This window comes from Brevundimonas sp. KM4 (assembly GCF_000964075.1).
Lineage (GTDB): Bacteria > Pseudomonadota > Alphaproteobacteria > Caulobacterales > Caulobacteraceae > Brevundimonas > Brevundimonas huaxiensis.
Genome location: NZ_JZRG01000007.1, coordinates 77,370 through 91,399 on the forward strand (window position 1 = coordinate 77,370; position 14,030 = coordinate 91,399).

The window sequence follows — 14,030 nt, forward strand, 5'->3', positions numbered from 1 at the left end:
GAGCGACAAACTTGACGAAGGGCCGTCGGAGCGATCCGGCGGCCCTTTTCTTTTGCGCCCTCTTTTCCAAAACCGAGACGCAGCCTAGCGTCGCCGTCATGCGCATCGCCACTTGGAACGTGAACTCCGTCAACGCCCGCCTGCCCACCGTGCTGGCGTGGCTGGAGCAGGCCGCCCCCGACGTCGCCTGTTTCCAGGAAATCAAATGCGTGGACGAGAAGTTCCCGCGAGAGGCCTTCGAGAGCCTGGGCTACAACGTCGAGACCCACGGGCAGAAGAGCTACAACGGCGTCGCCCTGCTGTCGAAGTATCCGCTGTCCGACATCCGACGCGGCCTGCCCGGCGACGAGACCGACGAACAGGCGCGCTATATCGAGGCCTTGGTCGAGGCGCCCCGGCCCATTCGCATCGGCGCCCTCTATCTGCCGAACGGCAATCCGATCGCGACCGAGAAATTCGATTACAAGCTGGCCTGGTTCGATCGGTTGAACCGCCATGCCCAGGACCTGCTGGCGTTCGAGGAGCCGCTGGCGCTGTGCGGCGACTACAATGTCATCCCGGAAGCCGAAGACGCCAAGAATCCGGCCGCCTGGACCGACGACGCCCTCTTCCAACCCCAGAGCCGCCAGGCTTTCCGCGCGCTCAAGAACCTGGGCCTGGCCGACGCGCACGAGCTCGGCGGCGAACCGGCGGGAACCTATACCTTCTGGGACTATCAGGCCGGCGCCTGGCAGCGTGACCATGGCATCCGCATCGACTTCGCCCTGCTGTCGCCCCAGGCCGCCGACCGGTTCCGAGGAATCGAGACCCACCGCGACGCCCGCGACATGGAAAAACCCAGCGACCACGTTCCCGTGGTGGTCGATCTCGATCTGGAGGCCTGACGACCATGGCCGACGTCTTGCGGGTGGTGTTGCTGATCGCCCTCGCGGCGGCCCTGCTGACGACCCTGGCCCTGGCGCTGTCGTGGTGGATGGAGCCGCCGCGCCGCCTGCACCGCGCCATGCTCAAAACCCTGGGCGCCGCGCCAGAGGTCGAGGCCCTCTCGCCGGGCGAAGGTCGCGCCTGCGCCCTGAACTTCGACGTCGAACAGGTGGTCGTGCTGTGGGCCAACGGCGCCCATGGCCTGGTCTATGCCTTCGATGAGGTGGAGGGGGGCGAGATCATCGTGGACGGCCACGTCGTCGCCCGCATCCGCCGGGGCGAGGCGCGCAAATCACTGGACGTGCTGGCGCCCGATGCCGAACATGTCGTTCTGCGGCTGATGTTCGCCGACGCCCGCCACCCGGAGTTCGAACTGGCCCTGTGGGACGCCGCCCTGCCCGTCCAGACCGGCTCCCCTGGCGAGGCGCTCCGTCTCGGCCGCCGCTGGTTGTCGCATCTGGAAGCCCTGCTGAAGGGCTGAGACGCCGCATGGGCCTTTCAGTCGCCGCGATGCGGCGTTAGAAGCCCGGCTCACTCCTAACCGACATGCCTTTATCAGGGAGGCCGCCTTGGCCCGCCTTTTCGACGCCTATATCGTCGCCGACTGGACCGCCGCCGAAACCAAGAAGCTCGGCGACACCTCGCTGTGGATCGGCGTGGCCAAACGCGACGTGCGTTTCCGCCTCTATACCGAGACGCACAATGTCGCGACCCGGGCCGAAGGCGAAGCCCTTCTGGCGTCGATCCTGGCGGACCACAGAAAGCGCGGCGACCGGGTGCTGGTCGGGCTAGACTTCAACTTCGGTTATCCCGTCGGCACGGCCGCGCGGCTGAAGTTGGACGGAACCCCGTGGCAAGCCATGTGGAAGTTCATCGCCTCCAACATCGTGGACAAGGCCGACAACACCAACAACCGCTATCAGGTCGCGGCCAAGATGAACCGGCTGATGACCGACGAGGCCTGGCCTCTGTGGGGCGCGCCGGCCAAACAGGCCCAGCGCTGGTTGACCACGACCAAACCGCCCGTCGGCTCCGGCGCCGACATCCCCGAGTTCCGCGCCACAGAAAACGCCGCCCGCAAGGGCCGGCTTCAGCCCAAGAGCGTGTGGCAGATGCACGGCGCGGGCGCGGTGGGCGGCCAGACCCTGGTCGGCATCCCGGCTGTGCGGCGGCTGCTGGAAAGCCTCGGCCCATCAGGCGCCGTCTGGCCCTTCGGCACCGGCTGGCGCGCGCTGACGCCCGATGACGTGGAACCCTTGTCGGCCCTGGTCGTCGAGGTCTGGCCGTCGATGCACGAGACCAAGCCTCAACCCGGTGAGTTCAAGGACCAGGCCCAAGTCCGCTCAACGGCTGAAGCGCTCGCCCGGATGGACGAGGCCGGCGATCTGGCCGCGGCGTTCGCCCCGCCCAAGGACGCCACGCCGGAACTGATCGCCCAGGTCGAACAGGAAGAAGGCTGGATCCTGGGCGTCTAAAACGTTCAGTCAGCCGATTAAAGCTCGCGCCGCTGCGCGGGCTTCGTCGGTGATCTCCGCCCCGGATAGCATGCGTGCAATCTCTTCCTGACGGCGCTGGTCGTCCAGGGCGACGACGGTGGTGGTCGTCAGGCCGTCGCGATCGGCCTTCATCACCTTCCAGTGGGCGTGACCACGCGCTGCGACCTGGGGGCTATGGGTCACGACCAGGACCTGAGCCCCGCTCGACAGGCGTTTCAGGCGCGAACCCACCGCCTCGGCCACCGCGCCGCCGACTCCCTGATCCACCTCGTCGAAGATCATCACGGGCTGGCGCATGTCCTCACGGCTCGCCAGGGCCGCCTTCATCGCCAAGGCGAAACGCGCCAGTTCGCCGCCTGAAGCAATGGCGTCCAGCGGGCCGAAGTCGGTTCCGGCGTTCGTGGCGATCTGGAAGCGCACCGTCTCGACGCCGTCCGGCCCGCGCCGGCCCTCAATCGGTTCCAGCGCCACGCGGAACCGGGCGCGCTCCAGCTTCAGCGGACCCAGCTCTGCCATGACGGCGGCGGTCAGGCGTTCGGCGGCGGCTTCCCGCGCCGAGGTCAGGAAGGTGGCCGCCAGGTCATAGGCTTGCGCCGCCTCGGCCGCCTCGCGCCCGGCGTTGGCCAGCGCCTCCTCGCCATCCTCGATCAGCCGCAACTGCTCGCGCAGGCGAATGCGCAGGGTCGGCAGGGCGTCGACGGTGGTGTGCAGCTTGCGAGCGGCGGCGCGCAGGGCGAACAGACGCTCCTCGGCCTTGTCCAGACGGCCGGGCTCATAGTCGAAGGCGTCAGCGGCGGCGTCCACGGCGGCGAGGGCTTCCGCCGCCTCGACCATGGTGCGGTCGATCGCCTCCACGGCGGCCGACAGTTTGACGATGACAGGATGATCGCCCTCGGCGCCCGCTTGCCCTGCCCTCTGGCGCGCATGTTCGACGGCCCTCAGCGCCGCGCCCAGCTTCTGGCTCAGCTTGTCGCCGCCAAGCTGCGTGCGGGCGTCGCCCAGATCCGCAATGGCCTTTTCGGCGGCGCCCAGCAGGGCGCGTTCGCCTGCCAATTCCGTCTCTTCGTCGGCGCGCGGATCCAGCGCATCCAGCTCGGAGAGATTGAGGCTGATCTCCTCGCGCCGCGCATCGGCGTCCGCCGCCTGCGCCTTCAGCTCGGCCAGCCTGGCCTCGGCGGCCTTGAGCTTGGCGGAGGCCGAGGCGACCGCCGACAACTGCGGCTGCAGTCCGCCATAGGCGTCCAGCGACGCCCGGTGGGTGCGCCAATCCAGCAGGCCCACCGTCTCATGCTGTCCGTGCACCTCGACCAAGGCCGCGCCGATCTCGCGCACAGCCGTCACCCCGGCCGGCTGATCGTTGACATAGGCCCGGCTGCGGCCGTCGGCGCCTAGGACGCGGCGAAGGATCAAATCCTCCCCCGGCTGAACCTCGAACCCCTTTCCGGCGATCAGGGCCAGCAAATCGGGATCGTCGGGAGCCGAAAACACGGCGGTGGCCACGGCCTGTTTCGCGCCATTGCGCACCAGGCCTGCGTCGCCGCGTCCGCCGAGCGCCAGGCCAAGCGCGTCCAGAATGATCGACTTGCCCGCCCCGGTTTCGCCGGTCAGCACGGTCAGGCCGTTCTCGACCTCGAGATCGAGCACGTCCACAAGGACGACGTCACGAATGGAAAGGGCGGTCAGCATCGCGTCAGGCGCCGGCGGAACGAATCATGACCGACAGAATCCCGATCCCCGCCGGATTGCACAAGCCGTAGCGTGATCAGCCCGGAATGATCCGCTGCAGCCAGCTCTCGCGCTTGCCCTCGGGCGCCTTGTCCGGCGTCTGGCCGTTTTCGGTCAGCAGCGCATAGGCCTCAGCGTACCACGGGCTGCCCGGATAGTTGTAGCCCAGCACGGCGCCGTTCCGCGTCGCCTCTTCCTTCAGACCCAGCTGAAGGTTGACCTCGACCAGACGATACAGGGCTTCGGGCGTGTGCGAAGTGCGCTGGAAGTCCGGGTTGGCGATCACGGCCTTGTAGCGGTTCAGCGCCGCCAGCGGCTGGTTGGCGCGCTGATAGTAGCGGCCGATGTTCATTTCCTTGCCGGCCAGCTGGTCGTTGACCATGTCGATCTTGACGGCGGCGTCCGAGGCATAGGGCGTGCCCGGATAGCGGCGCGAGACATCCTTCAGACCCGCCAAGGCGGCGGTTGCGTAACCCTGGTCACGACCGACGTCGGTGATCTGCTCGAAATTGCAGACCGCCTTCATGTAGAAGGCGTAGGACGCCGACGGATTGCCGGGAAACAGCTGGATGAACCGGTCGGCCGCCGCGATGGCGTCGGCATAGGCGTTGTTCTGATAGTAGGCGTAGATTTGCATCAGGATCGAACGACGCGCCCAGTCCGAATAGGGGTGCTGGCGTTCGACTTCCTGGAAGTAGTCCACGGCGTCGGACCAGCGGCGCTGCTGCAGCCGATCATAGCCGGTGTTGTAGAGCGCCTCGACCGGACGTTCCTCGTAGGCCAGCTTGGGACGCTTGGTGCCCGAGCACCCTGAAATCGTCACTGCGGCGAGCGCCGCGGCCATCAGCACCATGCCGGAACGGAACTTAGAAGCGGACAAGGACGACCCCATGACGTGTGAAGGACGGCCATGAAGCCGTTCCCCTAAAACCAACGCGGCGACCTCTAGCACCCGCGACCGAGCCGCGCCATGCCGAGGAAAACTCAGCATACGACTTGCCCTGCCCGGCTCCACTGGTAAAGAGCGCGCCAACCGACCGCCGTTCATGGGGGGCGGATGACGGCGAAAGGATGACCGGCCGATGAAGCTGCTCTCAGGCAACTCCAACCGCGCACTGTCCCAGGCGATCGCCGACCACCTGGATGCGCCCCTGACCAAGGCCCAGGTCAAGCGGTTCGCCGACAACGAGGTCTTCGCCATCATCGAGGAAAACGTCCGCGGCGAGGACGTCTTCATCCTGCAGTCGACCTCCTATCCGGCCAACGACAACCTGATGGAGCTGCTGATCATCACCGACGCCCTGGTGCGGGCCTCGGCGAAGCGGATCACGGCCGTCATCCCCTATTTCGGCTATGCGCGTCAAGACCGTAAGACAGGAGGCCGCACGCCGATCTCGGCCAAGCTGGTGGCCAATCTGATCACCCGCGCCGGCGCCGACCGCGTCCTGACGATGGATTTGCACGCCGGCCAGATCCAGGGCTTCTTCGATATTCCGACCGACAATCTGGTCGCGACCCCCGTGTTGGCGCAGGACATCAAGGAAAACTACGCCCGTGGCGATGACTTGATGATCGTCTCGCCCGACGTCGGCGGCGTGGTGCGCGCCCGCGCCCTGGCCAGCCGCCTGGACGCCGATCTCGCCATCGTCGACAAGCGCCGGCCCAAGGCGGGCGAGAGCGAGGTCATGAACATCATCGGCGACGTGCAGGGCCGCCGTTGCATCCTGTTCGACGACATCGTCGATTCGGGCGGCACCCTGGTCAACGCTGCCAAGGCCCTGATCGACCAGGGCGCGACCGAGGTTTCGGCCTATATCAGCCACGGCGTCCTGTCCGGCCCCGCCGTCCAGCGCATCACCGACGGCCCGCTGAAGGAGCTGGTGATCACCAACTCCATCGAGCAACCCCACGAAGTTTTGAACTGCCCGAAAATCCGAGCGGTTTCCGTGGCTCCGCTGGTCGGAGAGGCTATCCGACGGATCGCCAACGAAGAATCGGTCTCGAAACTGTTCGATTAACTTTCGGATAACCATAAGGCCCGCCTTATAAGCGCCAACAGTGTTGGCGCTTTTTGCGCGCGTGATCGCCTGAGGAAGTCTCCATGAAAACGGCCCTACTGAGCCGCGGCCTATCCGCTGCCGCCCTCGCCGCCGCTGTCCTGCTCGCCAGCTGTGAGAGCGGACCTTCGAAGGCCGAGCTGGAGGCCCAGCGTCTGGCGGCTGAACTGGCTGCCCGCAAGCCGCCCCCCGTGTCCCTCAACCAGGGCGTTGCGGACGCCGCTGCGATCTACGTCGCTTACTTGCGCGAAGCCCAGACGATCCAGCCGGGCGGCTTCCCCGATGCGGAATCGATCCAGGCCGCCCTGCGCAAGGGTTCGGCTTATGACGCCGACCAGCTGTCGCGCGGGCTGATCGCATACGGCGCCATCATCGCCCTGCAGTCGCCAGAGTTTGTCGCCGGCGTTCAGCAGTATGCGATCGACCCGGCGCAACGTCAGCGCATGGTCGCCCAGATCGTCGCCGATCCGGCCTATGCCGCCACCCTGCCGGGCGCCGACGCGGCCGCCGGCCTGATCTCGGCGACGGTGGGCAAGGACGCCATCGCCATGCGCGCCATCGCCGAGGCGATCGAGCAGGACGCCTACACCATCCAGGGCCGCAGCGATCCGCGCCGCCAGTGGGCCATCACCCCCATCCCGAACCGTGAAGTGCGGCTGGAAAGCGCAAAGACCCTGTCGGCCGTGAAGATGCTGCCCTCGCCGGAGGAATCAAGCCGCCTGTTCGCCGCCGCCAACAGCGGCACGGGTCTGGGACTGGAGCCGTCGCGCAAAGGCCCGCCCTACACCCCTGCCGTCGTCCGCTCTCTGGCCATCGCGGCTCTGGGCGCGCTGGGGGCCGGCGGCGACGAGGCCCGGGTCAACACCGAGGCCCTGACGCACGAGCCGAACAGCGAGTTCTGCATGGATATGTCCAAGCTGATGCTGTTCCAGTGCCTGGCCGCCTCGCGCCCCAGCTATGAGGACATCTTCTGCCTGGGCCGCCACATCACCCGCGACCTCGCGACCTGCACCACCGAGGCGACGCAGATCACCACCATCGTCGTCGGCGATCCTCAGGAAACCGGCGCCGCGCCGGCGCGCACGCCCATCTCTGTCACCGTCCCGCAAGCGACGCCCGTTCCGACCCCGGCGGTTGCGACAACCCAATCGCTGAACACCGGCCCGACGACGCGCTAGGTCTTCCTGCCCAGATCGACGAAAGGCCCGCTCCGAGCGATCGGGGCGGGCCTTTTTCTTGGGCGGACAGCCTATTCGTAGCCGTGCGCCGCCTCGTTGATGACCTGTGACGGCATGGACGAAAAGTCCACGGCGACCGGCGTTGCGGTCTTGGACTGATAGGTCCGAAGCACGTGCGTCAGACGACGACGCACCTCACGTTCGGCCTCCGTGCCGGTGTCGAGCGCCAGGGGCGCCAGGCAGAAGTCGATGATGGCTTCGGTTCGGGTCAGCGGTTCCATTTGCGGGTTCCTTTCCGGTTTAAGCCGCGTGGGTGAACTGGGCGGTCTCGGTCGAGTCCTTCAGCGCCGTCGTCGAGGACGTGCCGTTGGAGATGACCGTGGCGACCTGGTCGAAATAGCCGGTGCCGACTTCGCGTTGGTGACGCGTGGCGGTGTAACCGATGGCCTCGTTGGCGAACTCGCGCTGTTGCAGCTCCGAATAGGCCGCCATGCCGCGATCGCGATAACCGTCCGCCAGCTCGAACATGGAATTGTTCAGGCTGTGGAAGCCGGCCAGGGTCACGAACTGGAACTTGTAGCCCATGGCCCCCAGCTCGCGCTGGAACTTGGCGATGGTGGCGTCGTCCAGCTTGGCCTTCCAGTTGAACGACGGCGAACAGTTGTAGGCCATCAGCTTGCCCGGATGGGCCTTCTGAACGGCTTCCGCGAACTTCTTGGCGTCGTCCAGATCCGGATGCGACGTCTCCCACCACAGCAGGTCGGCGATATTGGCGTAGGACAGACCTCGCGCGATGCAGTGATCCAGACCCGTGCCCTCCTTCAGGCGGAAGAAGCCCTCGGGCGTGCGGTTGTCGCGATCGATGAAGGGCTGGTCGCGCTCGTCGATGTCCGAGGTGATCAGCTGCGCGCTTTCGGCGTCGGTGCGGGCGACCGTTATGGTCGGCGTGCCCAAGACGTCAGCGGCCAGACGCGCAGCGACCAGGTTGCGCTCATGCGCCTGGGTCGGGATCAGGACCTTGCCGCCCAAGTGGCCGCACTTCTTCTCGGACGCCAGTTGGTCCTCGAAGTGGACGCCGGCCGCACCCGCCTCGATGAAGGCCTTCATGATCTCAAAGCTGTTCAGCGGCCCGCCGAAACCGGCTTCCGCGTCGGCGACGATGGGAACGAACCAGTCGCGCTTGGCCCCGCCCTCGGCATGTTCGATCTGATCGGCGCGTTGCAGGGTGCGGTTGATGCGGCGGCACAGCTCCGGCGCGGCGTTGGCCGGATACAGCGACTGGTCGGGATACATGGCGCCGGCCGTGTTGGCGTCGGCCGCGACCTGCCAGCCCGACAGATAGATGGCCTTCAGGCCCGCGCGGACCATCTGCATGGCCTGGTTGCCGGTGACGGCGCCCAACGCATTGATGAAGGGCTCGTCGTGTAGCAACTGCCACAGGCGGTTGGCTCCGCGCTCGGCCAGCGTATGGGTGATCGGCACCGAGCCGCGCAGGCGCAGGACGTCTTCAGGGGTGTAGGGGCGCTCGATGCCGTCGAAACGGCCAACGGGCGAAGGCACCAGATCGGCGAAGGTGGTCATGGTCGAACTCGGTCTCTGAAGGGCGCGGCCGCAGCCGCCGTCTCGAAGACAAGAACACGCGACGGTCAAAACTGATACAGACCGAAGCCCACAAACGAAGTCGTCTTGTCACATTATGACTTTGCTTAGTCAGTCACGTTGTGACAACATGCATCGATGAACGCCGCCGCTGATCGCAAGCTGTTCCTGGGCGCCCGGCTCAAGCGGCTGCGGCGCGATCTGGGCCTCACCCAGACCGCCATGGCCGCCGATCTGGACGTTTCTCCAAGTTATCTCAATCACATAGAGCGTAACCAGCGCCCGGTCTCAGCCCAGCTGCTGCTGCGATTGGCCGACACCTATGACGTCGATCTGCGCGCCCTGAACCAGGGCGGGGCGGCGGACGAGGCTCGGCTCACGGAAATCCTGACCGACCCTCTGTTCAAGGGCCTGTCCGCGCCCCGGCATGAACTGGTGCAACTGCTGGAAGAGGCGCCCGGCGTGGCCGACGCCCTGCTGCGCCTCTATCAGGCTTTCGATGACGGTCGCACGCGCGCCCGCGCCGCGGCCGAGACGGGCGAAAGCCCGATCGAGACCAGCCCCGCAGAATGGGTGCGCGAATACATCCAGTCCCGCGGCAACCATTTCCCCGAACTCGACCAGATGGGCGAGGCCCTGTCCGACGCCCTGTCCGCCGAGGCGCCCGCCCACACTGACGGCTTCGAACCCGCCGCCCGTCATCGGTTGGCGGCCAAACACGATCTGGGCGTCCGCACCCTGCCGGCCGAGGTCATGGTGGAATGGACCCGCCGTTACGACCTGCACCGCCGCCGTCTGCTGCTGTCGGAAACCCTGGGGCCGTCCTCGCGCGCCTTCGCCATCGCTTATCAACTGGCCCTGGCCGAGCAAGGGCCGGCGCTCAACGCGCTGGCGGAGGCCGCGAACGCCCCGGACGCGCCCACTCGATCGCTGCTGAAGGTCGCCCTGACCAACACGCTCGCCGCCGCGACCCTGATGCCCTACGCCAACTTCCAGCGGGCGGCGGAAGACACCGGCTACGACCTGGCCCGGCTGCAGGCCCGTTTCGGCGTCAGCTATGAACAGGCCGCCCACCGCCTGACCACCCTGTCACGCCCCACGGCGCGCGGCGTGCCCTTCTTCCTGATGCGGGTCGATCAGGCGGGCAACATCTCCAAACGCTATGCGGCGGGCGCCTTTCCCTTCTCGCGCTTCGGCGGCGCCTGTCCGCGCTGGCGGCTCCATTCGGCCTTCCGCACGCCCGGCCGCATCGTCACCCAGATCATCGAGACTCCAGACGGCGGCCGCTGGTTCACCTTCGCCCGGACCGTCGAGCGGCAAGGCCACGACGGCTATGACGAGCGCCACGACCTCGCCGTCGGCCTGGGGTGCGAACTGCGTCATGCGCATCGTCTGGCGTATGCCCACGGCATCGACCTGCAGAACCCCGAGGTCACGCCCATCGGCCCGGCCTGCCGCCTGTGTCACCGTCACCCCTGCGCCGAACGCGCCGCCGCCCCCATCGACCGCCCGCTTGCGGTCGACGACTGGTCCAAGTCCGTCAGCCCCTATCCGTTCGGCGCGGCCTGAGGTCTAGCGCCTCTGATCGGCCGTGCGGTCGCGGATGGCGTGGAACTCGGCGGTCGGCTTCCACGCAGGCCAGCTCTCGCTGTCGGCCACCGTCAGCCCCAGCCGATACAGCAGGTCCAGGTTCTGCAAGGCGGCCGTGAAATCATAGTCGGCCCGCCATTCGTCGGTCAGCTTGTGATAGTATTTGGCCATCGCCCCCTCGTAATAGGGTTTGCCCGCCTCGATCCCGCCCTCGACGAAGTCACGGCCCGTCCACGGCATCAGCGCCGGCACCCCTCCGGCCGCGAAGTTGAAATGGTCGGAGCGGTAGTAGAAGCCTTCCTCCGGATAGCCGTCGCCCGTCACCACCCGTCCCTGCACGGCCGCGAACCGGCCCAGGATGTCCTCCAGCTCGGACTTGCCGACGCCGAACACCGCCACGTCGCGCGTCGCCGGCGTGAAGGGCAGCATGTCGATATTGATGTCCGCCGCCGTCTTAGCCAGCGGATAAACCGGCTCGGCCGCATAGGCCTCCGACCCCAACAGCCCCTGCTCTTCGGCCGTGACGTGCAGGAAGACCACGGTGCGCTTCGGCGCCGGCCCGGCCTTGAACGCCCGCGCCATCTCGATCAAACCGGCCGTCCCCGACGCATTGTCCCAAGCGCCGTTGAAGATGTCGTCGCCCTCGGCGTTCGGCGTCCGGGCCTTGCCGACGTGGTCCCAGTGGGCGGAATAGAAGACGTACTCGTCAGGCCGCTCCGTGCCCGGGATCTTGGCCAGCAGATTGTTGGAGTGGATGACTTCGGTGGTCTCGGCGATATCGACGCTGAGCCGCACGCCCAGATCGATCGCTCCGCCCAAGCCGGTTGTCTTCGCCCGCTCCACGGCGGCTTCCAGGGACGCGCCGCCGATCGCTGTCGCCGTGGCCATGTTGATCGATCCGCTGAATCGCGGGTCCTGCGCGCCCTTGATCGTCATCTGCGGCCGGGTCGCGCCGCCCACGGCGCGACGCCAGCGGTTGTCCTGGTCCTGAAGCGTGATGACGCCCACGGCTCCCCGCTTCAGCGCCTCCTGGGTCTTGTGCGTGGTCGAGCCGTAGAAGTTGGGATCCTCGCCCATCACCGTCGGCTGGCCGCGCAGAATGACCACGACCTTACCGGTCAGGTCCGCATTGCCATAATCGTCCCAGGTCGGCCCCGAAATGCCGTAACCGGCGAAGACCAGCGGCGCAGAGGCCGTCACGACCGGTTCCGCCGACCCGGCCCGCAGGGTGATGTCTGTTCCCGACACCAGCGGATGCGACACGCCGTCCGCCCCGGTCCAGGCCGCCGTCGGCGCCCGCTCTGGCGTGAACCGGACCAGATCGACAGGCTGCAGCCATGATCCGTCGCGCCCGCCCGGCTCCAGTCCCATCGCCTCATACTGCGCCTGCAGATAGGCCAGGGTCAGCCGTTCGCCGATCAGGCCGGGGAACCGGCCCTCCAACTCGTCCGACGCCAGATATTTGATGTGGTCCGACAGGCGCTGGGCGCTGAACTGAGGCGTCGCGGCTGAGGCGACGGCGAAGGCGTCCAGCTTGGGCGCCGGAGATGCGACCGGCGTCGTCGCGCAGGCGGCGAGTGCGAGCGCCGCGAGGGCGACGAGGGGTGAACGGCGATGGATCATTGCATTTACTCGACAGGCGGAATGGCAAAAGGGGCGGAGATTCCTCCCCGCCCCATCTCGATATGTAAAAAGACTAGCGACGTTCGGACGCCGTCGTCGCGCGCACCGGCGCGAACTCCGAACCCGACTTCCACTGCGGCCAGTCGCGACCGTTCGCCAAGGCGCGACCGACATCGTAGAAGACGGTCAGATCCTCGATCATGCCGCTGTAGTCCCAGTCGGGCGACCACTCATCCGCCGCCTGGTGATAGCGTTTGGCGCCGTATTCCGACCGCGCCGCCTCGCGCGCGGCGATCGGTTCGTCGCGGAAATCGCCCCGGCTGCCGGCATAGGCCATCGGCACGCCACGCTTGGCCAGCGGGAAGTGGTCCGAACGGTAATAGGTGCCGGCCGCATTCTCGTAATCCGGGACCAGCGATCGCCCTTGCGGCTGGACCGCCGCCGCCAGACGTTCGTCGAAGTCCGACTGGCCATATCCGGTGACGCCCAGCCCCGTAACGCGGCCATAGACGTTCATGGAGTCCATGTTGAACCCGCCCACCGTCTTGGCCAGCGGATAGACCGGGTTCACCGCATAGTATTCCGAGCCCAGCAGGCCGCTTTCCTCGCCGGTGAAGCTGATCATCACAATCGAGCGTTCGGTGCGCGGCGCGCGACCGAACATGCGCGCCAGCTCCAGCAGACCCGCTGTGCCCGAGGCGTTGTCCACCGCCCCGTTGAAGATGCGGTCGCCGGTCGCATCCGGCTCGCCCATGCCGATGTGATCCCAGTGGGCCGTATAGAGGATCGTCTCGTCCGGATGGGTCGTGCCCGGCAGGCGGGCGATGACATTGTGGCTGGTGACCTGATTGGTGGCCACGTCGAACTCGGTCGAGAAGGATGCGCCGGGCAAGGCGACGGGCTGGAAGTCGCGGCTGCGCGCCTGGACCTTCAGCGCCTCGAAATCCAGACCCGCACGGCGGAACAGGTCGACCGCCACGTCACGCTGGATCCAGCCCTCCATCGGCACGCGTTCGGCCGCTGCATTCTGGCGCAGGATGTCGAACTGCGACACGCCCCAGGAGTTGGCGACCGTCTGCCAGCCGTAAGACGCCGGCGCCGTCTCGTGCACGATCAGCACGCCCGCCGCCCCCTGTTTGGCCGCCTCCTCGTATTTGTAGGTCCAGCGGCCGTAATAGGTCATGGCCTTGCCGCCGAAGGTGTTCAGCGCCGGCTCCTCGAAGTCGGCGTCATTGACCAGCACGACCAGGATCTTGCCGCGCAGGTCCTGGCCCTTGAAGTCGTTCCACTGCCGCTCGGGCGCGTTGATGCCGTAGCCGACGAAGACCAGCGGCGCGTCCTTCAGGCTGACGTGTTCGGTCGGGCGGCGGGTCGAGATGGCGACCTCGCGCCCTTGCGTCATCGGCAGGGTCCAGTCGCCCAGCTTCAGCGAAGCGCGCACATTGGACTGGGTGAAGCGGTTCAGGATCACGGCCTGCGTCCACTGGCCGTTCGGCCCGCCCGGCTCGAACCCGGCGGCGGCGTAGCCTTCGCTCAGATAGCGGATGACCTTTTCCTCGGCTGGGGTGGCGATGCCCCTGCCCTCGAAGCTGTCGTCCGACAGCGTCTTGATGTCCTGTGAGATGCGCGCCGCATCGAAAGTCGGGATCGTGTGAACCGCAGCGGGATCAGACGCCGTGGCGCAGGCAGACAAGGCGACGCTCGCTAAAAGAACGGCGGCGAAAGAAGAGACGAGACGCATGAACTGAAGGCCCCACAGCCAGAAACGATGCGCGACCCTAGGGGGCGAACTTCGCCCTGTCGATGCTGCGTCCCGGACCTTTCGTCGCAAACGAAAA

12 protein-coding genes are annotated in these 14,030 nt (G+C 67.0%); 6 read left to right on the forward strand and 6 right to left on the reverse strand.

Annotation, left to right across the window (positions count from 1 at the left end):
• The first annotated feature begins 98 nt into the window (after nucleotides 1–98).
• The 3 genes from xth to VH88_RS04055 all read left to right on the forward strand — a co-directional run bounded on the left by xth (nucleotide 99) and on the right by VH88_RS04055 (nucleotide 2,399).
• Nucleotides 99–884, forward strand: coding sequence for an exodeoxyribonuclease III (gene xth / locus VH88_RS04045; protein ID WP_045810154.1), 786 nt, complete (start codon nucleotides 99–101; stop codon nucleotides 882–884).
• 5 nt (nucleotides 885–889) lie between these two features.
• On the forward strand, nucleotides 890–1,405 hold the full coding sequence (locus tag VH88_RS04050) for a hypothetical protein (RefSeq protein WP_045810105.1): 516 nt from the start codon (nucleotides 890–892) through the stop codon (nucleotides 1,403–1,405).
• Between the two features lie 88 nt (nucleotides 1,406–1,493).
• Entirely contained in the window at nucleotides 1,494–2,399 is a 906-nt protein-coding gene (locus tag VH88_RS04055; RefSeq protein WP_045810106.1) for a hypothetical protein, read from the forward strand.
• A 9-nt stretch (nucleotides 2,400–2,408) separates the two neighbouring features.
• Here VH88_RS04055 and recN read toward each other — a convergent pair whose 3' ends face one another.
• Both recN and VH88_RS04065 read right to left on the reverse strand, forming a co-directional pair.
• Nucleotides 2,409–4,106, reverse strand: a complete 1,698-nt coding sequence (recN, locus tag VH88_RS04060) for a DNA repair protein RecN (protein WP_045810107.1) — start codon at nucleotides 4,104–4,106, stop codon at nucleotides 2,409–2,411.
• A 76-nt stretch (nucleotides 4,107–4,182) separates the two neighbouring features.
• The gene (locus VH88_RS04065; RefSeq protein WP_039245588.1) at nucleotides 4,183–5,037 is read right to left on the reverse strand and encodes an outer membrane protein assembly factor BamD; all 855 of its coding nucleotides are present in this window, start codon (nucleotides 5,035–5,037) and stop codon (nucleotides 4,183–4,185) included.
• 190 nt (nucleotides 5,038–5,227) lie between these two features.
• Here VH88_RS04065 and VH88_RS04070 point away from each other — a divergent pair, with 190 nt between their 5' ends.
• A complete protein-coding gene (locus VH88_RS04070) occupies nucleotides 5,228–6,163 on the forward strand; it encodes a ribose-phosphate pyrophosphokinase (RefSeq protein ID WP_017504159.1) in 936 nt (311 codons plus the stop codon).
• 83 nt (nucleotides 6,164–6,246) lie between these two features.
• Nucleotides 6,247–7,380, forward strand: a complete 1,134-nt coding sequence (locus VH88_RS04075; protein ID WP_045810108.1) for a hypothetical protein — start codon at nucleotides 6,247–6,249, stop codon at nucleotides 7,378–7,380.
• A 71-nt stretch (nucleotides 7,381–7,451) separates the two neighbouring features.
• On the opposite strand, the gene VH88_RS04080 is transcribed toward VH88_RS04075, so the two are convergent.
• The gene (locus VH88_RS04080; protein ID WP_045810109.1) at nucleotides 7,452–7,661 is read right to left on the reverse strand and encodes a hypothetical protein; all 210 of its coding nucleotides are present in this window, start codon (nucleotides 7,659–7,661) and stop codon (nucleotides 7,452–7,454) included.
• 19 nt (nucleotides 7,662–7,680) lie between these two features.
• The gene (aceA, locus tag VH88_RS04085; protein ID WP_045810110.1) at nucleotides 7,681–8,961 is read right to left on the reverse strand and encodes an isocitrate lyase; all 1,281 of its coding nucleotides are present in this window, start codon (nucleotides 8,959–8,961) and stop codon (nucleotides 7,681–7,683) included.
• 156 nt (nucleotides 8,962–9,117) lie between these two features.
• Between aceA and VH88_RS04090 the strand changes: the two genes are divergently transcribed.
• A complete protein-coding gene (locus VH88_RS04090) occupies nucleotides 9,118–10,548 on the forward strand; it encodes a short-chain fatty acyl-CoA regulator family protein (protein WP_045810111.1) in 1,431 nt (476 codons plus the stop codon).
• A 3-nt stretch (nucleotides 10,549–10,551) separates the two neighbouring features.
• Here the strand turns inward: VH88_RS04090 and VH88_RS04095 are convergent, their stop codons facing one another.
• A complete protein-coding gene (locus tag VH88_RS04095; RefSeq protein WP_052689483.1) occupies nucleotides 10,552–12,192 on the reverse strand; it encodes a M28 family peptidase in 1,641 nt (546 codons plus the stop codon).
• Between the two features lie 73 nt (nucleotides 12,193–12,265).
• A complete protein-coding gene (locus VH88_RS04100; RefSeq protein WP_045810112.1) occupies nucleotides 12,266–13,933 on the reverse strand; it encodes a M28 family metallopeptidase in 1,668 nt (555 codons plus the stop codon).
• Nucleotides 13,934–14,030 lie beyond the last annotated feature (97 nt).